Source organism: Devosia sp. SD17-2 (assembly GCF_029201565.1).
Lineage (GTDB): Bacteria > Pseudomonadota > Alphaproteobacteria > Rhizobiales > Devosiaceae > Devosia.
This window is the reverse complement of record NZ_CP104002.1, coordinates 3,339,875-3,361,794: the sequence shown is the minus strand read 5'-3', so window position 1 is coordinate 3,361,794 and position 21,920 is coordinate 3,339,875. Positions and strand designations below refer to the sequence as shown.

At 62.1% G+C, this 21,920-nt stretch carries 22 protein-coding genes and 1 pseudogene; 13 read left to right on the top strand and 10 right to left on the bottom strand.

What is annotated here, in order from left to right; translation table 11 throughout:
- Positions 1 to 54 precede the first annotated feature (54 nt).
- Positions 55 to 2,325 (top strand): putative PEP-binding protein, encoded by a 2,271-nt coding sequence (locus NYQ88_RS16500; RefSeq protein ID WP_275652194.1) that lies wholly within the window; start codon positions 55 to 57, stop codon positions 2,323 to 2,325.
- 82 nt (positions 2,326 to 2,407) lie between these two features.
- Positions 2,408 to 2,953, top strand: coding sequence for a hypothetical protein (locus tag NYQ88_RS16495; protein WP_275652193.1), 546 nt, complete (start codon positions 2,408 to 2,410; stop codon positions 2,951 to 2,953).
- Between the two features lie 351 nt (positions 2,954 to 3,304).
- Here NYQ88_RS16495 and NYQ88_RS16490 read toward each other — a convergent pair whose 3' ends face one another.
- Positions 3,305 to 4,624, bottom strand: coding sequence for a dihydroorotase (locus NYQ88_RS16490; RefSeq protein WP_345774596.1), 1,320 nt, complete (start codon positions 4,622 to 4,624; stop codon positions 3,305 to 3,307).
- Between the two features lie 119 nt (positions 4,625 to 4,743).
- On the opposite strand from NYQ88_RS16490, the gene NYQ88_RS16485 reads away from it, so the two are divergent.
- The 3 genes from NYQ88_RS16485 to NYQ88_RS16475 all read left to right on the top strand — a co-directional run bounded on the left by NYQ88_RS16485 (position 4,744) and on the right by NYQ88_RS16475 (position 7,000).
- Complete coding sequence (locus NYQ88_RS16485) at positions 4,744 to 5,565, top strand: folate-binding protein (RefSeq protein ID WP_275652192.1); 822 nt, start codon at positions 4,744 to 4,746, stop codon at positions 5,563 to 5,565.
- Positions 5,566 to 5,807: 242 nt separating this feature from the next.
- A complete protein-coding gene (locus NYQ88_RS16480) occupies positions 5,808 to 6,425 on the top strand; it encodes an HD family hydrolase (protein ID WP_275652191.1) in 618 nt (205 codons plus the stop codon).
- A 113-nt stretch (positions 6,426 to 6,538) separates the two neighbouring features.
- Entirely contained in the window at positions 6,539 to 7,000 is a 462-nt protein-coding gene (locus tag NYQ88_RS16475; RefSeq protein ID WP_275652190.1) for a hypothetical protein, read from the top strand.
- A 212-nt stretch (positions 7,001 to 7,212) separates the two neighbouring features.
- Here the strand turns inward: NYQ88_RS16475 and NYQ88_RS16470 are convergent, their stop codons facing one another.
- The 4 genes from NYQ88_RS16470 to NYQ88_RS16455 all read right to left on the bottom strand — a co-directional run bounded on the left by NYQ88_RS16470 (position 7,213) and on the right by NYQ88_RS16455 (position 9,696).
- Positions 7,213 to 8,229: a cell wall hydrolase gene (locus NYQ88_RS16470; RefSeq protein WP_275652189.1), complete on the bottom strand. Its 1,017-nt coding sequence runs from the start codon at positions 8,227 to 8,229 to the stop codon at positions 7,213 to 7,215.
- 304 nt (positions 8,230 to 8,533) lie between these two features.
- A complete protein-coding gene (locus NYQ88_RS16465) occupies positions 8,534 to 8,812 on the bottom strand; it encodes a hypothetical protein (RefSeq protein WP_275652188.1) in 279 nt (92 codons plus the stop codon).
- A gap of 83 nt (positions 8,813 to 8,895) precedes the next feature.
- On the bottom strand, positions 8,896 to 9,261 hold the full coding sequence (locus tag NYQ88_RS16460) for a TIGR02301 family protein (protein WP_275652187.1): 366 nt from the start codon (positions 9,259 to 9,261) through the stop codon (positions 8,896 to 8,898).
- A 36-nt stretch (positions 9,262 to 9,297) separates the two neighbouring features.
- Positions 9,298 to 9,696 carry an NUDIX domain-containing protein gene (locus NYQ88_RS16455; RefSeq protein ID WP_275652186.1) on the bottom strand — a complete coding sequence of 133 codons (399 nt, stop codon included), beginning with the start codon at positions 9,694 to 9,696 and terminating at the stop codon, positions 9,298 to 9,300.
- Between the two features lie 79 nt (positions 9,697 to 9,775).
- Here NYQ88_RS16455 and NYQ88_RS16450 point away from each other — a divergent pair, with 79 nt between their 5' ends.
- Positions 9,776 to 10,519 (top strand): SOS response-associated peptidase, encoded by a 744-nt coding sequence (locus NYQ88_RS16450; RefSeq protein WP_275652185.1) that lies wholly within the window; start codon positions 9,776 to 9,778, stop codon positions 10,517 to 10,519.
- 6 nt (positions 10,520 to 10,525) lie between these two features.
- On the opposite strand, the gene NYQ88_RS16445 is transcribed toward NYQ88_RS16450, so the two are convergent.
- Both NYQ88_RS16445 and NYQ88_RS16440 read right to left on the bottom strand, forming a co-directional pair.
- Positions 10,526 to 11,092, bottom strand: coding sequence for a hemerythrin domain-containing protein (locus NYQ88_RS16445; RefSeq protein ID WP_275652184.1), 567 nt, complete (start codon positions 11,090 to 11,092; stop codon positions 10,526 to 10,528).
- A gap of 64 nt (positions 11,093 to 11,156) precedes the next feature.
- Positions 11,157 to 12,572, bottom strand: a complete 1,416-nt coding sequence (locus tag NYQ88_RS16440; protein WP_275652183.1) for an FAD-binding oxidoreductase — start codon at positions 12,570 to 12,572, stop codon at positions 11,157 to 11,159.
- Positions 12,573 to 12,678: 106 nt separating this feature from the next.
- Between NYQ88_RS16440 and fabI the strand changes: the two genes are divergently transcribed.
- The 3 genes from fabI to aroC all read left to right on the top strand — a co-directional run bounded on the left by fabI (position 12,679) and on the right by aroC (position 15,342).
- Positions 12,679 to 13,488 carry an enoyl-ACP reductase FabI gene (gene fabI / locus NYQ88_RS16435; protein WP_275652182.1) on the top strand — a complete coding sequence of 270 codons (810 nt, stop codon included), beginning with the start codon at positions 12,679 to 12,681 and terminating at the stop codon, positions 13,486 to 13,488.
- A gap of 33 nt (positions 13,489 to 13,521) precedes the next feature.
- Positions 13,522 to 14,160: a histidine phosphatase family protein gene (locus NYQ88_RS16430; RefSeq protein WP_275652181.1), complete on the top strand. Its 639-nt coding sequence runs from the start codon at positions 13,522 to 13,524 to the stop codon at positions 14,158 to 14,160.
- A 66-nt stretch (positions 14,161 to 14,226) separates the two neighbouring features.
- Positions 14,227 to 15,342 (top strand): chorismate synthase, encoded by a 1,116-nt coding sequence (gene aroC, locus NYQ88_RS16425; protein WP_275652180.1) that lies wholly within the window; start codon positions 14,227 to 14,229, stop codon positions 15,340 to 15,342.
- Positions 15,343 to 15,563: 221 nt separating this feature from the next.
- Here the strand turns inward: aroC and NYQ88_RS16420 are convergent, their stop codons facing one another.
- The gene (locus NYQ88_RS16420; protein ID WP_275652179.1) at positions 15,564 to 16,478 is read right to left on the bottom strand and encodes an MBL fold metallo-hydrolase; all 915 of its coding nucleotides are present in this window, start codon (positions 16,476 to 16,478) and stop codon (positions 15,564 to 15,566) included.
- A 91-nt stretch (positions 16,479 to 16,569) separates the two neighbouring features.
- On the opposite strand from NYQ88_RS16420, the gene NYQ88_RS16415 reads away from it, so the two are divergent.
- Together NYQ88_RS16415 and NYQ88_RS16410 are read left to right on the top strand one after the other, a co-directional pair.
- The gene (locus NYQ88_RS16415; RefSeq protein ID WP_275652178.1) at positions 16,570 to 17,184 is read left to right on the top strand and encodes a biotin transporter BioY; all 615 of its coding nucleotides are present in this window, start codon (positions 16,570 to 16,572) and stop codon (positions 17,182 to 17,184) included.
- Between the two features lie 306 nt (positions 17,185 to 17,490).
- Entirely contained in the window at positions 17,491 to 17,706 is a 216-nt protein-coding gene (locus NYQ88_RS16410; RefSeq protein WP_275652177.1) for a cold-shock protein, read from the top strand.
- 74 nt (positions 17,707 to 17,780) lie between these two features.
- Here the strand turns inward: NYQ88_RS16410 and NYQ88_RS16405 are convergent, their stop codons facing one another.
- Positions 17,781 to 18,041 carry a hypothetical protein gene (locus NYQ88_RS16405; RefSeq protein WP_275652176.1) on the bottom strand — a complete coding sequence of 87 codons (261 nt, stop codon included), beginning with the start codon at positions 18,039 to 18,041 and terminating at the stop codon, positions 17,781 to 17,783.
- 904 nt (positions 18,042 to 18,945) lie between these two features.
- Between NYQ88_RS16405 and NYQ88_RS16400 the strand changes: the two genes are divergently transcribed.
- Positions 18,946 to 19,715 (top strand): IS5 family transposase gene (locus NYQ88_RS16400; protein WP_275654860.1). Its coding sequence is split into 2 segments (ribosomal slippage): positions 18,946 to 19,257 and positions 19,260 to 19,715, totalling 768 coding nucleotides; the frame shifts between segments, so codons are not numbered across the junction.
- On the opposite strand, the gene NYQ88_RS16395 is transcribed toward NYQ88_RS16400, so the two are convergent.
- Positions 19,712 to 20,719 (bottom strand): HPP family protein, encoded by a 1,008-nt coding sequence (locus NYQ88_RS16395; RefSeq protein ID WP_275652175.1) that lies wholly within the window; start codon positions 20,717 to 20,719, stop codon positions 19,712 to 19,714. The genes NYQ88_RS16400 and NYQ88_RS16395 overlap by 4 nt on opposite strands.
- A 724-nt stretch (positions 20,720 to 21,443) precedes the next feature.
- On the opposite strand from NYQ88_RS16395, the pseudogene NYQ88_RS16390 reads away from it, so the two are divergent.
- Positions 21,444 to 21,761 (top strand): annotated as a pseudogene (locus NYQ88_RS16390) (IS21 family transposase); the annotation flags it as partial.
- Between the last annotated feature and the right edge of the window lie 159 nt (positions 21,762 to 21,920).

The window sequence follows — 21,920 nt, the reverse complement described above, 5'->3', positions numbered from 1 at the left end:
AGTATGGTTCCGTTGTGACGGCAAGGACGGTGTTCAGTGAGTTTGGCGCAGGAAATGTTTGCGGTCGCCCCGGCTCTGGGGAAGGCAAACCTGAGCGCTTCCCAACTAAAAATGTTGGCTGGCAAGGCGCGGTGGATTTTCCGCGTCGGCGAGGCCGGCTTTCCCACTGTTCCCACAATTGCCATCACCCGCGCCGCCTGGGATGCGCTGCAGTCCGAACGCGCACGGCGCGATACGCGCCTGCGCACCCATTGGGTGGCGTGCCTCTTCAAGCTGGTCGGCAAGGACGGCAAGCCGCCGCTTCTGGTCGTGCGCACTTCCGCTGCGATCCACAATGGTGGTCTCCAGCCCGCCCGGGTCGGCATTCCGGCTCCGGCCGCACCTGGAGACGCGGTTGATCCCGGCCGGCCCTTGGCCCGCGCCATCAAGCAGGCGTTTGAAAGCTATGGCTTTCCCGATGCCGCCTGGGGCAATTCGCGGTCGGACGACGATCGCGCCCGCCAGATCGTCCTCGTCCAGGCCGTGGCCGAGGGCGAGGTCGAGCAATTCCTCACCCGCAATTCCATCACCGGCGTGCTGGGCCCGGCCCCGCTCAATGGCGGCGCTGTGCCGCGCCTACCCGACAGTGTCGATGCGCTGATCAGCCTGCTCGATGCCAAGGCCGGCCGCCACATGGCCTGCCTTGTCGCCATCCACCGGGGTCAGGTGAAATTCCTCTCCGCCCGCCCGGTCCAGGCCACCGCCGCCGGAGAGCTCGAGGCCGCCGTCGACCGCGTCAACCGCAAGGTGTGGAGCCCGCACAACGCCGTCAGCCGCGTCGATCCCAATCGCCTGACCCAGCTGCTCCATCCGCGCCTCAAGTCGGCGGAGGATGCGACCCCAATCGCCACTGGCCTCGGTGTCTCGCCGGGTGCTGCGAGCGGCATCATTACCTTCAATGCCGAGGACGCGGCGCGTCTGCGCGCCCGCGGCAAGCACTGCATTCTTGTCGTCAACGAAACCGGCCCGGCCGATATCGAAGGCATGAAGGCTGCCACCGGCATTCTCACCGCTCGCGGTGGCATGACCAGCCATGCCGGCGTCATCGCCCGCATCACCGGAAAGCCTTGTGTTGCCGGCGTGCGCACCCTTTCTGTCGATACAACGGAAAATGTCTGCCGCATTGGGGATCGCGAATTCCGCCCCGGCGACCGGCTCACCATCGATGGCAGCGACGGCACTGTCTATCTCGGCACGCTGCCCCTGGCCCAGCCCCATATCGGTGGCGCCATCGGCACACTGCTCGGCTGGTCCGACGCGAGCCGCACTATCGCCGTGCGCACCAATGCCGAATCGCTGGAAGCCGCCGCGACGGCCCTGTCCTTCGGCGCCGAGGGCGTCGGCCTCGCGCGCTCCGAGCACATGTTCTTTTCGCCAGAGCGCATGGTGGCCCTGCGCCGCATGATCCTCTCGGAAGACGAGGAAGCCCGCCGCCGCGCCATCCATGGCCTCGTCGATTTCCAGACCGGGGACTATTCCGCCCTGTTCGGCGCCATGAACGGCCTGCCGGTCAACGTGCGCCTCTTTGATCCGCCGCTGCACGAATTTCTGCCACGCACTGATGAAGAGATTGAGGACACGGCAGCGTCGCTCGGCGTTGCCGTCCGGGCCCTGCGCCTTCGGCTCGAGCGCATTGCCGAGACCAATCCCATGCTCGGCCATCGCGGCGTGCGCCTTGCCATCACCTATCCCGAAATTCTGCAGATGCAGATCCAGGCCATTCTCGCCGGGGCCCGCGCCGCCAGCGAGCGCCAGCTGGCCCCGGTGCCGGTCGAGATCATGGTGCCCTTCGTCTCGACCGCCAGCGAAGTCGCCTGGGTGCGCGACCACGCGACAACCATCATCGAGAACTCGGGCCTGGCGCGGTCGGATCGGGTCAAATTCTCCTTTGGCACCATGATCGAGCTTCCGCGCGCCTGTCTGCGCGCCGGGGAAATTGCCGGCATGGTGGATTTTTTGTCCTTCGGGACGAACGATCTGACCCAGACCACCTTCGGCATCTCGCGCGACGATGCGCCGACCTTCCTGGCAGCCTATCAGCGCAAGGGCATCTACGAGCGCGATCCCTTCGTCACCATCGACGAGAAGGGCGTCGGCGAATTGATTGCCATCGCCATCGAACGGGGCAGGGCGGCCAATCCCGATCTCAAGATCGGAATTTGCGGCGAACACGCTGGCGATCCCACTTCGCTGAAATTCTTCTCGGGGCTCGGCATCGACTACGTCAGCTGCTCTCCCTACCGCGTTCCGGTCGCCCGCCTCACGCTTGCACAGGCGTCGGGCTGAAATTTCCCCATTACAAACCCGTCAGTTCCATCCCATATGAAGCCGTGGCACACTGCCCAAAAAGGGAAGGAAAAAACCGCTCGTGACAAAGTTTAGGGCTCTGCTCGCATTCGCTCTTCTGGCTCTGCCCACTTCTGCCATGGCCCAGTCCGGCGCCCAATGCGCAGCCATTGCCGGGGATGCCGCGCGGCTGGCCTGCTATGATGGTGTTTTCCGCAGCGCCACCGCTTCCACCGAAGCGCTCTCCGTCACCGTCGAAAGCGAACAGCTCATTCCGGCCCGTCCCAGCGGCCGCGCCCCGGCAACGGTGACAGTCTCCTGCGAGGCGGGTAATCTCACGGTCGCCTTCGCCTTTGCTGGCAACACCATGTCCGCGCTCGGCCGCGATGCCGGCCTCACTCTTCAAAATGATCTGCAGCAGGCCCGCAGCCGCACCCTGCCGGTCAATGCCGACAATACCGCCCTGGTCATTGCCGGCTCTGGCGAAGCCGCGGCCTTCCTCGACACGCTGCCCGGCACGAGCAATCTCACGGCCCGGGTCACCCCGGTCAACTCCCGCTCGCTCTCGGTGCGTTTCAACGCTCCCAAAATCCTTGAAGCCGCCACCCCGGTCCGCGCTGCGTGTTGATTGGCGGTTGCCCTAGGAGCTTTCGCCGTTGAGCAGAAGCCCCGGTTCTGCCCCCTCGCCTCTCAGGGGCTTCGCGCCGGCCGCAGGCAAAATTGCTCCTGAGGAGCAATTTTAGGCAAGAAGGCCATGAGAGCTACGCTCGAATGGCGGGTTGGGGTGAGGGGTGAAGCGTGAGGGATGAAGGCCCATCGGGTAGGACCTCAAACGCTTTAGTATGGGGGGAATACCCCCACCCCACCTCCCCCTGATAGGGGGAGGGCTCATTGGGGCTCTCGATCTGCCAGCCGACACTGGCGCGTCCCGCCCCTATCAGGGGGAGGCAAGGTGGGGGTTCTCCCGCCCCCCAAAAACTTACAGCGCCTCGATAAACCGCATCGGCTGCCCCACATGCGGGGCTACCAGTTCACCATCCCACATCACGCGATTGCCGCGCACTACCGTACCCACCGGCCAGCCGGTGACGGTTACGCCATCATAGGGCGTCCAGCCGGCGCGGGATTTGATCCACTCATTGGTGATGGTTTCGCGGCGCTTCATGTCCACGACGGTCAGGTCGGCGTCATAGCCCACCGCGATGCGGCCCTTGTTGGCGATGCCAAAAATCCGGTTCGGGCCATGGCTCGACATGTCGACAAAGCGCTGCAGGCTCAACTTGCCGGCGTTGACGTGGTCCAGCATTGTCGGCACCAGCGTCTGCACGCCCGTCATCCCCGAATGGCTTTCCGGATAGGGGTGATCCTTTTCCTCGCGCGTATGCGGCGCATGGTCCGAGCCCAGCACGTCGGCCACGCCGTTGGACACACCCTTCCAGATGCCCTCGCGATGGACCGCATCGCGGATCGGCGGGTTCATCTGCACATAAGTGCCGAGCCTGTCGTAGGCGGTTTCGTCGAGCGTCAGATGGTGCGGCGTCACTTCCACCGAGGCTACATCCTTGTGGTCGGCGAGATAGACGATCTCTTCCTTGGTCGAGATATGCAGCACATGGATGCGCTTGCCGGTCTTGCGGGCGAGGTTCACCAGCCGCGTTGTGCAGCTCATCGCCACTTCCGGCGAGCGCCACACAGGATGGCTCGACGGATCGCCCGGCACGCGCAGATGCTTGCGCTCCTCGAGCATATATTCGTCTTCCGAATGGAAGGCGGCGCGGCGCGAAATGGCGCGCAGAATGGCCTCCACCCCGGCGTCGTCCTGCACCAGCAGCGAGCCGGTGGACGAGCCCATGAACACCTTGATGCCCGCGCAGCCCGGCAGTTTTTCGAGCTCGGCCAACTCGCCGACATTGTCGTGCGTGCCGCCAATATAGAAGGCGAAATCGCAGTGCATGCGGTTGGTGCCCGCCGCGATCTTGGCCTCAAAGGTTTCGCGCGTTGTGGTCAGAGGATTGGTGTTCGGCATTTCGAAAACGCCCGTGACGCCACCCATCACTGCCGCCAGCGATCCGCTCTCGAGATCTTCCTTATGCGTCAGCCCCGGCTCGCGAAAATGCACCTGGCTGTCGATCACGCCGGGCAGGATATGCAGCCCCGTGCAGTCGATCACTTCCGCCGCGTCGCCCGTGACATTGCCCAGCGCCACGATGCGCCCGTTCTTGACCGCGATATCGGCAAGCCCCTCGCCATCGTGGTTGACGACGGTGGCGTTCTTGAAAATCGTGTCATACTGCGCCATGTCTGCGGTCCCGGCTCGGTTGGAATTGCCCCGGTTCTAGTGGCTTGCGGGCGCCCCTGTCCATCCCACCTCCGGGTCATATCCGCCAAAGCGGACGCCTGTTTCTCATGGAGTGCCTGATGGCCATCATCCTGCGTGCCGATCGCGCGATCTACCGTTTCTCCGGTCCCGATGCCCATCGCCTGCTCAATGACGTTCTTACGGGGCACATCCCTACCGAACCCGGCCCCGCCGCCGCCTGGGCGCTGCTCTCGCCGCAGGGCAAGATCCTCGCCGAAGGCCTCGCCGGCTTTTTTGACGACACGCTCTGGCTCGACGTGCACCAATCCGTCGCCGACGATTTCTTCAAGCGCATGCGCATGTACAAGCTGCGCGCCAAGGCCGAGATAGACGATCTTCGCGAAACCCACCGCGTCGGCTTTTCGGCCAGCGATATCCCAGGCGCCCAGCCCGATCGCCTCGGCCCGGTGCAGCTGGGTTGGCGGATCATCGCGCCCGTCGAAGCCACCAGCGATTGGCTCACCGACGACACCGCCTATCATGAGGCCCGCATCGCCGCCGGCATCCTCCATCAGGGCAATGATTTCCCTGCCAACGACGCCTTCGCCCATGATCTTGGCTTGGACATCGTCGACGGCATCGACTTCGCCAAGGGCTGCTATGTCGGCCAGGAAGTCGTCTCGCGCATGAAGCACCGCGGCACCGCCCGCCGCCGCCCGGTGATCGTCTCTAACCTCGAAGCGCCCACCGGCACGGCAATCGTCGCCGGCACCCGCGAGGCCGGCAGCGTCGGTCAGGTGGTCAACGGCAAGGCCGTCGCCATCCTCCGCCTCGACCGCATCACCGACCTCTTCGCGGTCACCGCCGACGGCAAACCTGTCACGCTGTCACTGCCCGCCTGGGCCACCTACCAATTCGGCGACGTCGCCGCCGAGGAGTAGGGCAGGGTTTGGGAGAGAATACCCCCACCCTTGATCCCTCCCAACAGGGGGGAGGGAGACGACTGATAAGTTTGTGGGCACAAATTTACAGCCCGCACCGGCCAGGCTTCCCTCCCCCGACGTGGGGAGGGAGTGAGGGTGGGGGCCGAGAGCCACGAAATTCGGCAACTACACCCCACATTCTCGAATCGCCGCCATCTGCTACTCTCGGGCGAACCCCGAAGTGAGCGAACTCCGCCCTGATGTCCCGAACCGCCTCCCGCGCCTGGCAGCGTATGCTGTCCGGCCGCCGCCTAGATATTCTCGATCCCTCGCCCGTCGATGTCGAACTTTCCGACATCGCCCACGGCCTCGCGCGCGTTGCCCGCTGGAACGGCCAGACCATCGGCGATTATCCGTTCTCAGTGGCCCAGCATTCCGTCCTCGTGCTGGAAGTCTTCCGCGCCGCCAATCCGGATGCCAGCGTCCACGCCCAACTCCAGACGCTGCTCCACGACGCGCCCGAATATGTCATGGGCGACATCATCTCGCCCTTCAAGGCGGCCATGGGCGGCAATTACAAGGATGTCGAGAACCGGCTGCTGTCCGCCATCTACCTGCGCTTTTCGCTGCCGGCCACTCAGCCGGCGGCCATCGCAAAGCTGATCAAAAAGGCCGACCGCGAGGCCGCCTATTTCGAAGCCACCAATCTGGCCGGCTTTGAAGCCGCTGAAGCGCGGCGCCTTTTCGGCGAACCGAGCTTTCCCGCCTTCGACGTCGATGCGTTTGATCGCCTGATCCGCCCCTGGCCGACGCGCGAGGCGCACGACCGCTTTACTGCGGCCTTTGAAGAGCTTGTGGCGCTGATCCCTCACGCCTGAAATCAACGCAAAATTAACCATGTTTGCAAGATTGCATCGTGGCGCCCGTCCAGTCATGGTTACTGATCCGTTAAGACATGTCTGTCGTTTTGGATCAGAATGGGACAATCGCGATGAAACTCTTGCTTCCACGCGCCCTCGCTGTGGGCCTGAGCATTGCCATGGCGTTCGCCTCGCCCTCGCTGGGCGATGGCATCGACGCTGATGGCCTCGTCAAATTTGGCGAGCGCGAATACATCGTCGATTACGCCGACTGGATTTCGACCGATCCGATTTCCACCACGCGCGTCAAAAAGATCGAGGCGGGCAGGGTGAGCGAAGTGGCTATCACCCGCACCAGCACCGGCACCTATTCCACCGATGTGCTGACCTCGCGCCACGTCCAATATCCGGGCATCACCGTGCGCCCGGCCGAACCGCGGTCCGTCAGCTTCGCCCAATGGTCCAACGGCCGCTGGACCAGGCTCCGCGTGAAAAGCGGCAACTCCTTCGTCTCGGTCTCCACCTTCAAGAACCGCGACGGCACAACCCGCACCACCAGCTGCTTCGCCTCAGCAAGTTTTTGGTATTGCTAGGGTTTTTGAGTTTTTCGGGGTCTGAGGCGGGGACCATCAACCCACCCTTGATCCCTCCCCACAAGGGGGGAGGGAGACGACTGAGCGCCTTGTGCGCACAAAGCTAGAGAGATCACAGATCAAGCTTCCCTCCCCCAACGTGGGAGGGAATGAGGGTGGGGGGGCGAGAGCCACAGTCCCACTATTCCCCCCAAACTCAGACCCGGCTGCCCTTACCCAAACATCCAACCGCGCTTGAATTTATAAAACACGTGCAGGCCGATCTGGGTGACCTTTTCCATGCGCGGTGCCCAGGCCGGGCGCACATAGGTGGCGTGGTAGTGCGTAGAATCGCCCACTTCGGTCAGATAGAGCTGGCCCTTGGTGAACTGGCTGGCAATGTCCTCCGCCTGCGCCCAGGACTGGCGTTCGGTGATGACCTCCGGAATGCCGTCGCAGGCAAAGGAGAACTGGCAGGAATTCTTGCGGTGCTGGTTCTGGAACACCACGCCGCAGATCGTGTCGGGATAGCGGTGGTCTTTGGTGCGGTTCATCACCACCTGCGCCACGGCGACCTGGCCGCGATAGCTTTCGCCGCGTGCTTCAAAATAGATCGCGGTGGCAAGGCACCAGAGTTCGCGCTCAGACACGGCCACGGATTCGCCCGTCGCATAGCTGCCGGTAACCGGCGCGTTGGCGCGAGCATAGGCCAGCTGTTCGGAGGCGATCGCGGGCAGGGGATTGGACTCTACCACCAGCGACGCCGTCTGCGGCGCGATACCGGCGATGGCGTCAAGCGCGGCGGCGGTGGCCGGATTGATCCCCGAGGGGTGGATTGCCGATGGATTGATGGCGGCGACAGACATGCGCGGGCCGCTGTCGGTCTCGGCCGCTTCTGGCATGTCCATGTCGGCGAGCCGAGTCTGCCCGAGATCGGTGGGATCGGATGGCGCCGCGCGCAGCGCTGCAAGGCGCACGCGCACTTCTTCAAAGCTGCGCGAGACGGCAAGCACGTCGACTTCTGGCCGGAACCGGTCGGATTTCGTGCCGCGGTTGGGGCCCATGAAGCTGGCGGTTTGGAACAGATGATCGACTGAACCGGTAATCACCGGATCAGCGCCTGAATAGCTCAGGCTGGCCTTGGCCACTTCGATCTTGGGTGCGCTCGCCACTTCGCTCGGCATATCGGATGCCGGGCCGAATGCGCCATTGGCGCAGGCGAGATAGGCGAGGGATGCAACGAAACCCATCGCCATCGTCCTGGCGATCGGGAATCCTCGGCGAACCGCTCTGGCGGCGTGCGACTGCACAGCCGGCCGGGGGGAATGGGCCATAAAACGCTACTCAACACTACGCAACACGAACTAGCTCGGCAAAAGTGACGCTAAAATGCCGACAATTCAGATGATCGCTTATTAAGGTTAGCAGCGCGTTAAATGCCCAAAGGGGCGGCCCTATGGTCCTCAAAGGGCAGAAATATGATCGGCCAATCTGTCGCATATTGGGACAGATCGGCCTATTTCAGCGTCTAAAGTACCGGGGTGGCCGGAAGAATTATTGCAGCACGCGCTCGAGATTGTATTCGCCTGAGCGGATACGGTCGGGCAATTGCGCGATCATCTCGGCGGTGGCGTCGTCGCCATGCATGCGCACGAAAGTCGCCAGCGCGGCAAACAGCGACGCATGGGCGAGGGCCGCGCTTTCCAGCCCGTCTTCTTCGGCATTGTTCCAGGCCTCGGCGAGATATTCGAGGGCGATCTGGCGCTCGACCTGTCCTTGTTCGGAGGGGCCGTTACCGGATGCGGGCGAAAAAAGTGACTTGGTGCTGGGCATTGTGTCCGATTAGCACGTCGTTTTTTCGCTGGCGCGTCAGAAGTAACCCGAAGGTTAACGCAAGGTAGGTAATTTTCCCGATCCTACTCCGCGAACCGCGTGTGGATGTCGCGGGCGAGGCGCTGCGCCTCCAGCAAAAGCCGCCCCAGCGCCTCTCGTGAGGCCGGCGTGCACTGCTTGTGAAAGCGGGAGAATGCCGTGTAGCCGCTGTTGAAAGCCCCGGCGAGACGCTGCCGGCGGTCCTCTTCGGGCTCGTCGAGTTCGATCAGCTCGGCCATCTGGGCGCGCCAATCCTCGCTGCCTGCCTTGCAGAGGGGCTGCAGGTAATAAAGGCTGCCCATCACCTCGGCCAGCCGCTCCATCTGCCGCTGATAGGGCGGATCAATCGCCAGCGCCGGCGTTGCGCTTAGCGCCAGGAGAACAAGGCTGGTGTGGAAGATTCGTCTCAACTCGATATCCCGGAGCGGCTTTGCGCCAACTCTATATCACCGCTCTGCCAAAACTGCGAAAGCCTGCTCGATGACAAGGTCGAGGCGCGAGGTCGTCCGCATGGCGATCAGCGCGGCCGGATCAACCCATTTGTGATCGGCCACTTCGTCCGACGGGGTGATCTTGCCGGAAAAATCGGTGGTCACGAACACGGCCAGGCGAAAGCTCTCGTCCCGGCCCAGCGCCTGGGTCAGCACATGGCGTGGATTGCGGATGGTGACACCCAGCTCCTCCACCAGTTCCCGGGCGGCGCATTGCTCAATGGTCTCGCCGTCCTCCATCCGGCCACCCGGCAGGGTCCAGAGATGCTGATAGGGCGCATAGGCCCGCTTGATCAGCAGAACCTTGCGCTCACGGATGAGCGCCACACTCGCGGCGTTGGGTTGGTCAATCATGGCCTGCACATTTGCGATTCGGTCCTTTAGACACTACCTCTTTCCTCAACCAAAAGCCCCTGATCAAAGGCTCGTGCCCATGTGTGGACGCTATGCGGCGACCCTGCCGCCCGAAATGATGGCCGAGCTGTTCAAGCTCCTGAACAGCATCGACATGGTGCCGCGCTACAATATCGCGCCGACCCAGCCGATTGCCGCGATCTGGGAGGAGGGCGGTCGCCGCGAAGGCCATTTCGCTCGCTGGGGCCTTGTACCGCGCTGGGTGAAGGATCCGCGCGAATTTCCGCTGCTGATCAATGCCCGCGCCGAAACCATGGCCGACAAGCCCGCCTTCCGGGATGCGCTCAAGCATGGCCGCTGCATCATCCCCGCCAGCGGCTATTACGAATGGCACACTGGCCCCGACAAGAAAAAGCGCCCCTATTACATCACCCGCGCCGACGGCCAGCCCATGGCTCTTGCCGGGCTCTACGCCACCTGGAGCGGCCCGGAGGGCGAGGAGATCGACAGCGCCGCCACCATCACTGTCGCCGCCAATCGGCAATTGGCCGAAATCCACGATCGCATGCCGGCCATTATGATGAGCGATGCCGAGATCGACGCCTGGCTCAATGTCCGCGACGTCCGCGCCCCCGAAGCCGCCCAGATGGCCCTGCCACTCGAAGATGGGGTGCTCAAATTCCACCCCGTCTCCACCCGGGTCAATTCCGCTAGGGATGATGACCCCGGCCTCATCGAACCCGTCATCCACGAACTGCCCGAGCCCCCACCGGCTCGCCCCAAAAACGCCGCCGGCGGTGGTGGGCAGATGGATCTTTTCTGATCCGCCCTAGAGAATGCCGTAAAAGCCCAGCGCGTCGATGATGCTCTCTTCCTCATAGCGGAAGTGCGACAGCAGCAGCTTTTCAAGCGCCCGGAAGATGGCGACTGTCTCATCAAACTGGCTGCGGTCCGGACTGTCATTGAGCGCGATGATCGCGCCCACCAGCATTTCCACCAGCTGATGGACATGCTCGTGCTCGGCCTCGAGCCGTTCGACCACGGCCTTGAGGGCCGGGCTGCGTTTGGCGAGGGCAGGGAACAGCGCCCGATCCTCGATCGTGTGGTGCTTGTGGATCAGCTGGCAATATTGCCCGCACACATTGCCGAAGCGGCGGTAATTGGCGACCAGCGCCAGCCCTTCCACCTCGTTGCGCACCGCCTGCGGGGTGACCTCGCCGGCTGAAGCCCGCTCGATCAGCGTGCCCAGCGTCGCCAGATTGGCGCGCAGATAGTCGTGAATGTCCCGAAGGTGATTGCCGGCCTCGCGCTGCTCTTCCGTCACGCCGTCAATGACAGGGACCGGGGGACGCGTGGCGTCGTCGAGAAACTGAATGTCTTTGAGTTGCATACCCATCAAATGGCCCGAGCCTCCCCCGCGTTCAAGTAAGCACATCGGGGGAACCTGGTCACATGCCAGCTCACCCCAGCATCTTGCCCGGATTGAGAATGCCATTTGGGTCGAGTGCGGTCTTGATCGCCCGCATCATTTCGAGCGCCACCGGGTCTTTTACGCGCTTGAGGAGATCGCTCTTGAGCTGGCCGATGCCATGCTCGGCCGACACCGAACCGCCCAGCCGAAGCACGATCTCATAGATCGCCTCATGCGCCGCCTCGTCATATTGGGCCATGAAGGCCTTGCCGTCGGCGCCTGCGGGCTGGCTGAAATTGAAGTGGATATTGCCGTCTCCCATATGCCCGAAGGGCACCGGCCGAATGCCCGGCGCAAGCCTTTCCACCGCCGCCGTACCTTCCTCGATCAGCTGCGGAATCGCGGTCACCGGCACCGACACGTCATGCTTGATTGAAGCGCCTTCCTTGCTCTGGCATTCGCTCATCTGCTCGCGAAATGCCCACATGCGCGTCCGGTCGCTCAGCGCTTCAGCCATCACCGCATCCGAAATCAGCCCCTGCTCGAATGCCGCCTCCAGCGCCGATTGCAGCGTCCCTGGCTCGGCGCCTGCGGGCCGCGCAATTTCGAGCAGCGCATACCAGGGGGAGGGGCTGGCAGTCGGATCCTTGTCGAGCATCCCGTGCCGCAACTGAATATCGAGCCCGATCTGCGGAATGATCTCAAACGCATTGAGCCGCCCGCCCGCGCGCTGCCGCAGCAATTCAAAAAGCCTCAGCGCCTCCTTGGGCGAGGCGATATTGACCAGCGCCGTCTCATAATCCTCCGGCAGCGGATAAAGTTTCAGCGTCGCCGCCGTGATGATCCCCAGCGTGCCCTCGGCCCCCACCAGCACGTCCTTGAGATCGTAGCCGGTATTGTCCTTCTTGAGCGAATTGAGCCCATTGTAGAGCCGCCCATCGGCCAGAACGGCCTCCACTCCCAGCGTCAATTCCCGCGCATTGCCATAGGCGAGCACATTGACACCCCCGGCATTGGACGACAGCACGCCCCCGATCCGCGCCGAGCCCTGCGAGGCCAGCCACAGCGGAAACATCGCGCCAGCGGCCTCAGCCGCCTTGTGCGCATTTTCGAGGATCACCCCGGCCTCCGCCGTCATCACCCCACCGGCCGTATCGATCGCCCGCACCTTGTCGAGCCTGGCAAGGCTGACAATGACTTCATTGCCGAAAAGCGGCACCTGCGCGCCCACCAGCCCCGTATTGCCCCCCTGCGGGATCAGCCCCACCCGATTTTCATTGGCCCAGCGCGCCACCGCCTGCACCGCCTCGACACTTGGCGGCAGCACCACCGCGCTCGCGCCCATGTGAAAGCGCTTCCGCGGCTCCTTGAGATAGCCGTCCATCCGCTCGGCCTGGCTAATGACGTTGTCCGCCCCCAAAATGTCGGAAAGAGCGCTCGTGATTGCATTGGCATCAAGGGACATGGGTAAAACCGGGCTCCACAAGGGCAGGAAATGGCGTCGAACTTGCCGCAATAGCTTCCCGTGTGCCACAACCGGACAAACGACTCCAGATAAGGGAAACCGATCAATGGCCACTGGATTGATGGCAGGCAAGCGCGGGCTGATCATGGGCCTCGCCAACAACCGTTCGATTGCCTGGGGCATTGCCAAGCAATTGCACGCCCAGGGCGCGGAAATGGCCTTCTCCTATCAGGGTGAAGCCCTCAAGCGCCGCGTCCAGCCGCTGGCCGCCGAAGTCGGTTCCGATTTCCTCGTCGAGTGCGACGTCTCCGACGAAGCCGCGATGGATGAGACCTTCCGCCAGATCAAGGAAAAGTGGGGCAGCCTCGATTTCGTCGTGCACGCCATCGGCTTCTCCAACAAGGACGAGCTCGAAGGTCGCTACCTCGACACCAGCCGCGATAACTTCGCGCTGACCATGGACATCTCGGTCTATTCCTTCACCGCCGTCGCCAAGCGCGCCGAGCCGCTGATGAACCCGGGCGGCTCCATGCTGACGCTGACCTATTACGGCGCCGTCAAATACGTCCCGAACTACAACGTCATGGGCGTTGCCAAGGCGGCTCTCGAAGCCTCCGTGCGCTATCTCGCCGTCGATCTCGGCAAGAAGGGCATTCGCGTCAACGCCATCTCGGCCGGCGCCATCAAGACCCTCGCAGCATCGGGCATTTCGGGCCTGCGCGACATGCTGCACTGGCAGGAAGCCAATTCGGCGCTCCGCAAGAACGTCTCCATCGACGATGTCGGCGGCGCAGCCACCTATCTCCTTTCCGATCTCGCCAATGGCGTGACCGGTGAAATCCATTATGTCGACGCTGGGTTCAACGTTGTGGGCATGAAGCTGCTCGACAACGACACGCCAGAATCCGGCGAATAACCAAGGACGCGTCTTGAGGCGCGCTATGTGTGAATGACTGTTCTCGAGTGGCCGGACTTTTATTTCGCCCGGCATGGTGAAACCGACTGGAACCGCGAACAACGGTATCAGGGCTCCCGAGACATTCCGCTCAATCGCGTCGGCCAATTGCAGGCCGACGCGAACGGGCCATTGCTCCGGCAGTTGCTGGAGCGCGATGGCGTCGATCCGCGTTCGCTCAAATGGTTTGCCTCCCCGCTCAGCCGCGCCAGCGAAACCATGGACCGCATGCGCGCGGCCTTTGATGTCGAGCTGCCGCCCGTCATTCACGATCCCCGCCTCATCGAGATTTCCTTCGGCAATCTCGAAGGGCGTCTCCATTCCGAAATCGCCCGCGAACAGGCCATCGCGCCCGGTCAGCGCGACGAGACCTATTGGCAGTTTCGCCCCGAGGGCGGCGAAAATTATGACGACGTGGCCGTGCGTCTCGTCGATTTCGCCCGCGAACTGACCCGGCATGCCGTGGTAGTGGCTCATGGCGGCGTCTTCCGCGTCCTGCGCCATCTCGTCGAAGGGGCGCCACGGGCCGAAGTCCTCAACTGGGCAGCACCGCAGGGGGCCGTCGCGCACTTCTCCGGCGGAGGCCTCGCCATCTATTCGGCCGAAAACACCTGGGACGTCGAGCTGGACTGAAGCCGTCCCGCCGATTGACCTCATGGCACCGCGTGCCTAGAAAGCACGCGAGCAAGGGATCGCGTCATGTCTTTCAATAGTTTCGGGCATCTTTTCCGTTTCACCACCTGGGGCGAAAGCCATGGGCCCGCCCTTGGTGTCGTTGTCGATGGCTGCCCGCCGGGTGTCGTGCTGACCCCCGAAATGATCCAGCGCGATCTCGATCGCCGCAAGCCGGGCCAGTCCAAGTATACCACCCAGCGCCGCGAGCCTGATGAGGTCAAAATCCTCTCCGGCGTCTTCGAGGACGAGCGCACCGATGGCCCCCGCACCACCGGCACGCCCATCTCGCTGATGATCGAGAACACCGACCATCGCTCGAAGGACTATTCCGAGATCCGCGACAAATATCGTCCGGGTCACGCCGACTACACCTACGACCAGAAATACGGCATTCGCGATTATCGCGGTGGCGGCCGCACCTCGGCCCGCGAAACCGCTGCTCGCGTTGCCGCTGGTGCCGTCGCCCGCCAGATCCTGCAGGGCGTCACCATCCGCGCGAGCCTCGTGCAGATGGGCCCCCACAAGATCGACTACGCCAATTTCGATTGGGCCCAGGTCGATGAAAACCCCTTCTTCTGCGCCGATCCCAAGGCCGCCGAACTCTGGGCCGGCTATCTCGACGGGCTCCGCAAGGATGGCAATTCGGTTGGCGCTGTCATTGAAGTCGTCGCCGAAGGCGTTCCGGCCGGCTGGGGCGCGCCCATCTACGGCAAGCTCAGCGCCGATCTCGCCTCCGCCATGATGAGCATCAATGCCGTCAAGGCGGTGGAAATCGGTGCCGGTTTTGAGGCCGCCAGCCTCACCGGCGTCGAAAACGCCGACCAGATGCGGGCAGGGGAGGCAAAACCTTACTTCCTCTCCAACCACGCCGGCGGCATTCTGGGCGGCATCTCCAATGGCGACCCCATCGTCTGCCGCTTCGCGGTCAAGCCGACCTCGTCCATCCTGACCCCGCGCCAGACTGTCACCACGCAGAACGAAGACACCGACATCATCACTAAGGGCCGCCACGACCCCTGCGTCGGCATCCGCGCTGTCCCCGTCGGCGAAGCCATGATGGCCCTCGTCCTCGCCGACCACATGCTTCGCCACCGCGGCCAAACCGGCCGCGAAGGCGCAGTGGGATTTGACCGGAACTAGGTTTTTCCGACCTCTTCCAGTTCCACCGTCATTGCCGGGCTCGTCCCGGCAATTTTTTTGCAGGTTGGCCAACCCCCACCCTGGATCCCTCCTCACAAGGGGGAGGGAGACGACTGAAGCTGCGGTGTTCTGAAGAGCGCAATGGCCAAAGCGCTCACCGGCCAGGCTTCCCTCCCCCCTGTGGGGAGGGAGTGAGGGTGGGGGGCTTGGATCTCGCCCCCTCACACCGCCAGCCGCGTCCCCAAAAATCCCCGCCGCACCACAATCTCCCCCCGCGCCTCCAGAAACTCGATATGCGCGGTGATTGTCATCAGCGCCGCCATTCGAACCTTCGGTGGTTGCTTGGGATAAATCGTCCCCACCACGGCAAGCGGCGTCTTCGCGCCGGCTTTCACCGCCTCGATAATCTGCCTATTGCGCATCTGCCGATGGGCCCGCAGTGCCGTCGCATAGACGGGCCCATCGGCAATCGGCCCGCCATGAGCCGGAAAATAGCGCCGATAGGGCAGGGCGATGACCTTGTCGAGCGAAGCAAAATAATCGGCCATCGAGCCATCCGGCGTCGATACCAGGGTCGAGTTCCACCCCATCACATGGTCGCCCGAGAGCAAAATGTCGGTTCCCGCCACGCCGAAGGCGAGGTGATTGGCGCAGTGGCCGGGCGTCGTGTGCACCACGAGTTCCCGGTCCCCCGCCAAGATCGTTTCGCCATCGGTCAGCACCCGATCCGGCACGAGATCCCAGTCGGACGAACCACGGATCAGATTGCGCTCGAACCGCCGCAGCGGCCGCGACAGGCGGTGGCGGCCGCCGAACCAGAGTGGGGCGCCAAATGCCTTGGCAAGACCCGCTGCTGCCGCGCTGTGGTCACGATGCGTGTGGGTTAGGATAATGGCCGTTACGGGCCTTTGCCCCACCGCTGCGAGCAGCGCCGCCTCGTGAACTGGATCGACCGGGCCGGGATCAATGATGGCGACACTTTCATTGCCAATCAGAAAACTGTTCGTGCCGGTAAAAGTATAGGGCGAGCCGTTTGGTGCAGTGATCCGGACGACGTCTCTCGCCATTTGGACAGGCGTGCCGACCTCGGCGTCGAACGCAGTATTATAGGCCGGAGCCGGGGCTATACTTGCCATTGCATGGAGACCATCGAGCAGCTAGAACTTTGCCACTGAAACTGGCCGCAGGGATGGGGCTGCCGGTTCGATGACGGAGGGAACCTATAAAATGGCTGTGACTTTGACCACGCCCAATACGCTTTTGGGCGCATTCCAGCCTAAGGGCGAGGCCGCTAAACTCGTCATCAATATGGTGACTGTCGTCCTTGGTTCGCTCCTGATCGCGCTTGCTGCAAAGGTAAATGTGCCGGTCTGGCCCGTGCCGGTCACCATGCAGAGCTTCGCCATTGCCGGTCTCGCCGCAGCCTTTGGTGCCCGCATCGGGGTTGCCACTGTTGCGCTCTATCTCATCGAAGGCGCCATGGGCCTGCCAGTCTTCGCCACCGGCGGTGGCCTTGCCTATCTCGTCGGCCCGACCAGTGGCTTCCTGCTCGGCTTCCTCGTCATGGCCTGGATGATTGGCACAGCCACCGATCGCGGCGCCTCGGCCCGTCCGCTGACCCTTTTCGGCGCCATGATCGCTGCTGAGGCCGTTCTTCTCGCGCTGGGCTTTGCCTGGCTGGTGATGATGGCCGGTCATGCCCAGTGGGTCGACCAGACCAATGTCGTGGTCTCGGCCTTCGCCGGAGCGATCCAGCCCTTCCTTATCTGGGACGTTCTCAAAATGGCGCTCGCAGCCCTTACCGTCACCGGTCTCTGGGCCGTGTTGCCGTCACGCCGCTGATCGCGCGACACCGCGTTTGAATGCATAAGGCCAGCCCACCGGCTGGCCTTTGTCATTTCCGCATTTCGCCGCTCGAAATGCTAACAGTCTGGTAACGAATTGGCATCTCGCGAGAGTGCCTTGTTATGACCACTAATACCTGATAGACAGTGGTTATACGTTTTCAGCCCAAGTCGGCTGCCTTCTGCCGGTCATTCCGGTCCTTTGGCTCACTGATCCACTTTGCGAACGTTTGTAGGCCCTCTCGCATGTTGCGAAAGGGAAACGCTCGTTCTGCTTCGGCTTCGAGCTTTAAGGAATATCATCATGGCATCGATCACCGGTACCGTTAAGTTCTTCAACTCCACCAAGGGTTTTGGTTTCATCACCCCTGACAACGGCGGCAAGGACCACTTCGTCCATATCTCCGCTGTTCAGAACTCTGGCGTTGACGGCCTCTACGAAAACGACAAGCTTTCGTACGAAGTTGAGACCGGCCGCGACGGTCGCGAGTCTGCAATCAACCTCGTTCTGCAGAAGTAAGCGCTTCAGCGCTCCTGCAAATCTAAAGGTCGCCTACGGCGACCTTTTTTTATGCCTGTCAGAGATTTATCGGGTCAGGCCGACGCCGCAGACTCGCCGACAAACACCCGGCTGAGCGGATAGTCCTCGGAAAAATAGAGGCCGCGAATGGCCTTGCCATCATATCGCACCTCATCAGCTTCCACGAGCGAGCCGGACTGGACCGTGCTCGAGAGCTCTTCCATTGTGTAGCGGACGGCTTCTGCCAGGGACGGGAAGCGCTGATAGCCACCCACTCTTTTGAACTTGCCGCTCCGGCCTGGGTAAAGCTCTGCGGGGGCGTTGTAATCTGTCATGGTCGACTGTCCTCCTAAGGCCGGCAAACCGGCAGGTGATGACACGACTTTCACAGCTCTATGGAAAACGGGGGCTAGTGCCGGAGGCCAAAGGCGCATGAAACGCGCCCATCTCATATAGGCATCAATAGCGCCGCTTGTAAGGCCGGGCATCCGCCCAAAAAGAAACCGGGCGCCGCCGAAAACTCGGAGACGCCCGGTTGTGTTGGTCGGAGTAGAGTGATTCGAACACTCGACCCCCTGCTCCCGAAGCAGTATCTGCCAGCGCGAGCCCTTGAAATTGGGGGCCTTTATCTTCCCATATTCGGCAAAATGCCTTTTTGTTCCGCCAACTGTGTCGGAAGGTGTCGGGTAAATTTAGCGGTGAGTGGCAAAAGGCGTTCAGAAAATTCGGGAAGTGTCAATTTCAAAATGGTTATCCAGGCGAGCGACTTCTGCCTCACGGAGCCTTGCTGCATTAGTGCAGAATAAAAAAGCCCTGACCGGGCAAACGGTCAGGGCATGCGCCAAGAGGTCTATCCCCTACATCCCCTCAAGGCGCTGACTGACTACTGTCGAAGTGTGGGCGGGTCAAGCGGCGTCCGGCGCCCGAACACCGGCCTCGACAGCTCCATTTCCTTCGCTTTTTCGAGTGCCTATTCGAGAGCAGGGCAATTCGCTCGTCTCCGGGACCGATGCGCGGCAAGCTGAAGAGAGCTTGCTCCAATTCGCCCCGTACCGCGCTCGCATATCGACCTGTCGAAGGGCTGTGTACCTGAAACAAAATGCACAGCCAAAGCGGCGAGCTCAAGGCAAGGATCGGGCTGACTTTAGCGCCGCTACCGCTCTAGGTCACATACCCATTAACGGGATTCCCAAAGTGCTGCTGTTGTGATTCCTTCCCTTTGGTGGACAGGAGGTGATGATGGCGCGTTTTGATCTTACGGATTTTGAGTGGTCTGTGATCCAGCCGCTGCTTCCGACGAAGGTGCGCGGCGTTCCGCGCGCCGATGACCGGCGTGTTCTGAACGGCATCTTCTGGCGGCTTCGCACGGGCGCGCCCTGGGCCGACATCCCGACGCGGTATGGCCCGCACACGACCTGCGTGAACCGCTTCAACCGGTGGCGCAGGGCCGGCCACTGGGCGCGCATTCTTGACGCTGTATCAGCCGCTTACAATGGCGACGTGCAGATGATCGACTCGTCCTCGATCCGGGTTCACCAGCACGCCGCCAACGGTCAAAAAAAGACGAGCGATCCCGTTGCATGGGTCGTTCGCGCGGCGGCCTGACCACCAAGATCCATGCGCTGGTCGATGCCCAGGGGCGGCCGATCCAGCTCAAACTGACCGAAGGCCAGGCCCATGATGGGCGATCAGCAGCGGACATGTTTGCCACCCTGTCCGCTGGAAATATCCTGCTCGCAGACCGAGCCTACGACAGTGATGCCCTGCGCAGCACCATGGCCGAGCGCGGTGCATGGGCCAATATCCGCGCCATGCCCAACCGCGTGCAAACCTTCCCATTCAGCCACTGGGTCTATCGCCAGCGCAACGCTGTCGAACGTTACTTCAACAAACTCAAACACTTCAGGGCAATCGCAACCCGATACGACAAGCGAGACGACAATTTCCTGGCATCAGTCCAACTCGCTTCAATCCGTATCTGGTTGCGAAGTTATGAGTCGGTCACCTAGCTTGCTTGAGCGATATCCACGACATTTGCGTGGAAGAGGGCCGAAACCACGTCGGTCTGGGTCACAACGCCAACCAAAGTTCCGTCGTCAGCGACAACGGGCATATGGTGGTGTCCGCTTTGGAGCATGAGTTGAATGAGCATGGCGATCGGCATTGAGGGGTGGATGGTCGAAACGACCGGTGTCATAACATCGCGCGCCCTTCCACGCAGCGGGCGGTCCGTCCTGGATAAAACGGATAGGCCTTGTGCCTTAGTGCTAGGACCCCAATCAGCTTTATCCAGAAGATCCGTCTGAGTGAGAATGCCTACCACACGCTTCGTATCGTCCACCACTGGAAGGGCCTTGATCGACTTCTGACGAAGCAAGCGCAGGGCTACCCGCAGAGATGTGCCGGGGCCGATGGTCGTGACTGCGCGCGTCATGATCGAGGCGGCCGTAAGGTCTCCCGACCGGCGGGTAAAGGCGATGATTTCAGCCCGTTGCAGCATGTCGCCAAGGTCTACGGGATCCACACTGATCACTTCGTCACGCTGTGCGATTGCCTTCTCCAGGTCGCCTACTGTGACGCCGAGGCTGACCCGAGGGGGTGGGGCAATCGGATGCGTCGCAGCTGTTGCAGGGGGGCGATGGGGATAATCCTTGCCAGTTAGGCTGTTGAAAGCGATGGCGATACACAACAGGACCACCGAGTTGACTGCGACAGGCCAAGCGACGAAGTAAAAGCCGAGCTCGGTAATAGCTGGGCCCCCAATGACGGCAGTAAGGGCAACGGCGCCACTGGGCGGGTGGAGACATCTGAAGGTCAGCATCAGTCCGATGCTAGTCGCAACCGCGAGTGCGGCGGCCAGCGGAACGTCACCGAACAACTGAGCACAAGCTACGCCGATGGCTGCAGCAAGGCAGTTGCCGCCCAAGATCGACCAGGGTTGCGCGAGGGGGCTGGCGGGCGCCGCAAATAGCAGCACTGCTGAGGCCCCAATGGGCGCCATAAGCAGCGGCAAGTCTGGTCCGTGGCCCAGCGCGAACGCCGTCAGTGTAGCGGTTGCCAGCAAGCCAATGAAGGCGCCTAAGGAGGCTCGCAGCCTCTCGCGCGGGCTGACTGGTACGAGGTTCGGTAAGAAACGAGCAAGATAACGCATAAGGCAGCGCAATAGCATCTGCACCAAGCGGCGACAAAGCCGGTCAATGCAAATTTTGAGGCGATAGCGCAAATTATTGCCGTTTTCTGAAACGCCCCTTTGGTCGGTACAATTAATGCCGTTGTGCGCTCAGCGCGTGAAGGTCGATCCTAAGGTAATTACGATCGAAGTGGCTTTTCGCTAGACGGCACTCGGTCCCCAGAAGCGGGCGGCGATAGCTCCATTTTCGTGGCTATCTCAACCGCCTTTTCGATGAGCAGGGCAACTCGCTCATCTTCAGCGCTGACGCGGGGCAGGCTATAGAGGGCCTGCTCCAACTCGTCCCGTACTGCCTGCCTAAGTTGTGTTGTCGAGCTGTCGTGCATCCCGACAATGTGTCCCGCTAAAGGGGCGAGCATAAGGCAGAAATATTTTGAATTTAGTTCAGACATAAACGAAGAGCCCCACTCCATGGCAACCAGGGGTGGGGCTCGGTTGTTGATTGCCACCGAGATCTGACCCTTTGAGGGCGTAAGTTTTTACTGAGATTTGACCCATGTTTTGATCGCCCCCCGGCTGCTGGTCGGGGGGCATTGGAGTGATCGACATGGCGTTATTGAGCGTAATCCGGCGCTGGCATTTCCGTGAGGGGATACCGATCCGCGAGATTGAGCGACGCACGGGCTTGTCGCGCAACACCATCCGCAAGTATCTGCGATCCGACACGGTGGAGCCCAAGTTCAGGGTTCCTGCACGGCCCAGCAAGCTGGACGCTTTTGCGCAGAAGCTCTCCGACTGGCTGCGGGTGGAAGCGGGTAAATCGCGCAAGCAGCGGCGCACGGCCAAGCAGATGCATGCCGATCTGGTGGTGCTGGGCTATGAAGGTTCCTATGAGCGGGTCGCAGCGTTCGTGCGAGCCTGGAAGGGAGGGCGGGGATAATGTAAAATATCGCCTTGTTGTCAGCCAGTCCCGACCGGAATTGCGGGTCGCGATAGAACAACAAAGTTGCTGGGACATGAGCGGCGCCCAAAAACACCAATACTTCCTTGATCCCGAGGGCAGGGGCAAAGCTGTCGTAGCTCC

Coding starts and splice junctions, on each gene's coding strand:
- NYQ88_RS16480 (WP_275652191.1), top strand. CDS start 5,808: ATGTCCCGAACCGCCTCCCGCGCCTGGCAGCGTATGCTGTCCGGCCGC.
- NYQ88_RS16455 (WP_275652186.1), bottom strand. CDS start 9,696: ATGATTGACCAACCCAACGCCGCGAGTGTGGCGCTCATCCGTGAGCGC.
- NYQ88_RS16475 (WP_275652190.1), top strand. CDS start 6,539: ATGAAACTCTTGCTTCCACGCGCCCTCGCTGTGGGCCTGAGCATTGCC.
- NYQ88_RS16405 (WP_275652176.1), bottom strand. CDS start 18,041: ATGACAGATTACAACGCCCCCGCAGAGCTTTACCCAGGCCGGAGCGGC.
- NYQ88_RS16445 (WP_275652184.1), bottom strand. CDS start 11,092: ATGGGTATGCAACTCAAAGACATTCAGTTTCTCGACGACGCCACGCGT.
- fabI (WP_275652182.1), top strand. CDS start 12,679: ATGGCCACTGGATTGATGGCAGGCAAGCGCGGGCTGATCATGGGCCTC.
- NYQ88_RS16490 (WP_345774596.1), bottom strand. CDS start 4,624: ATGGCGCAGTATGACACGATTTTCAAGAACGCCACCGTCGTCAACCAC.
- NYQ88_RS16500 (WP_275652194.1), top strand. CDS start 55: ATGTTTGCGGTCGCCCCGGCTCTGGGGAAGGCAAACCTGAGCGCTTCC.
- NYQ88_RS16440 (WP_275652183.1), bottom strand. CDS start 12,572: ATGTCCCTTGATGCCAATGCAATCACGAGCGCTCTTTCCGACATTTTG.
- NYQ88_RS16430 (WP_275652181.1), top strand. CDS start 13,522: ATGACTGTTCTCGAGTGGCCGGACTTTTATTTCGCCCGGCATGGTGAA.
- NYQ88_RS16485 (WP_275652192.1), top strand. CDS start 4,744: ATGGCCATCATCCTGCGTGCCGATCGCGCGATCTACCGTTTCTCCGGT.
- NYQ88_RS16420 (WP_275652179.1), bottom strand. CDS start 16,478: ATGGCAAGTATAGCCCCGGCTCCGGCCTATAATACTGCGTTCGACGCC.
- NYQ88_RS16410 (WP_275652177.1), top strand. CDS start 17,491: ATGGCATCGATCACCGGTACCGTTAAGTTCTTCAACTCCACCAAGGGT.
- NYQ88_RS16415 (WP_275652178.1), top strand. CDS start 16,570: ATGGCTGTGACTTTGACCACGCCCAATACGCTTTTGGGCGCATTCCAG.
- NYQ88_RS16465 (WP_275652188.1), bottom strand. CDS start 8,812: ATGCCCAGCACCAAGTCACTTTTTTCGCCCGCATCCGGTAACGGCCCC.
- NYQ88_RS16470 (WP_275652189.1), bottom strand. CDS start 8,229: ATGGGTTTCGTTGCATCCCTCGCCTATCTCGCCTGCGCCAATGGCGCA.
- aroC (WP_275652180.1), top strand. CDS start 14,227: ATGTCTTTCAATAGTTTCGGGCATCTTTTCCGTTTCACCACCTGGGGC.
- NYQ88_RS16450 (WP_275652185.1), top strand. CDS start 9,776: ATGTGTGGACGCTATGCGGCGACCCTGCCGCCCGAAATGATGGCCGAG.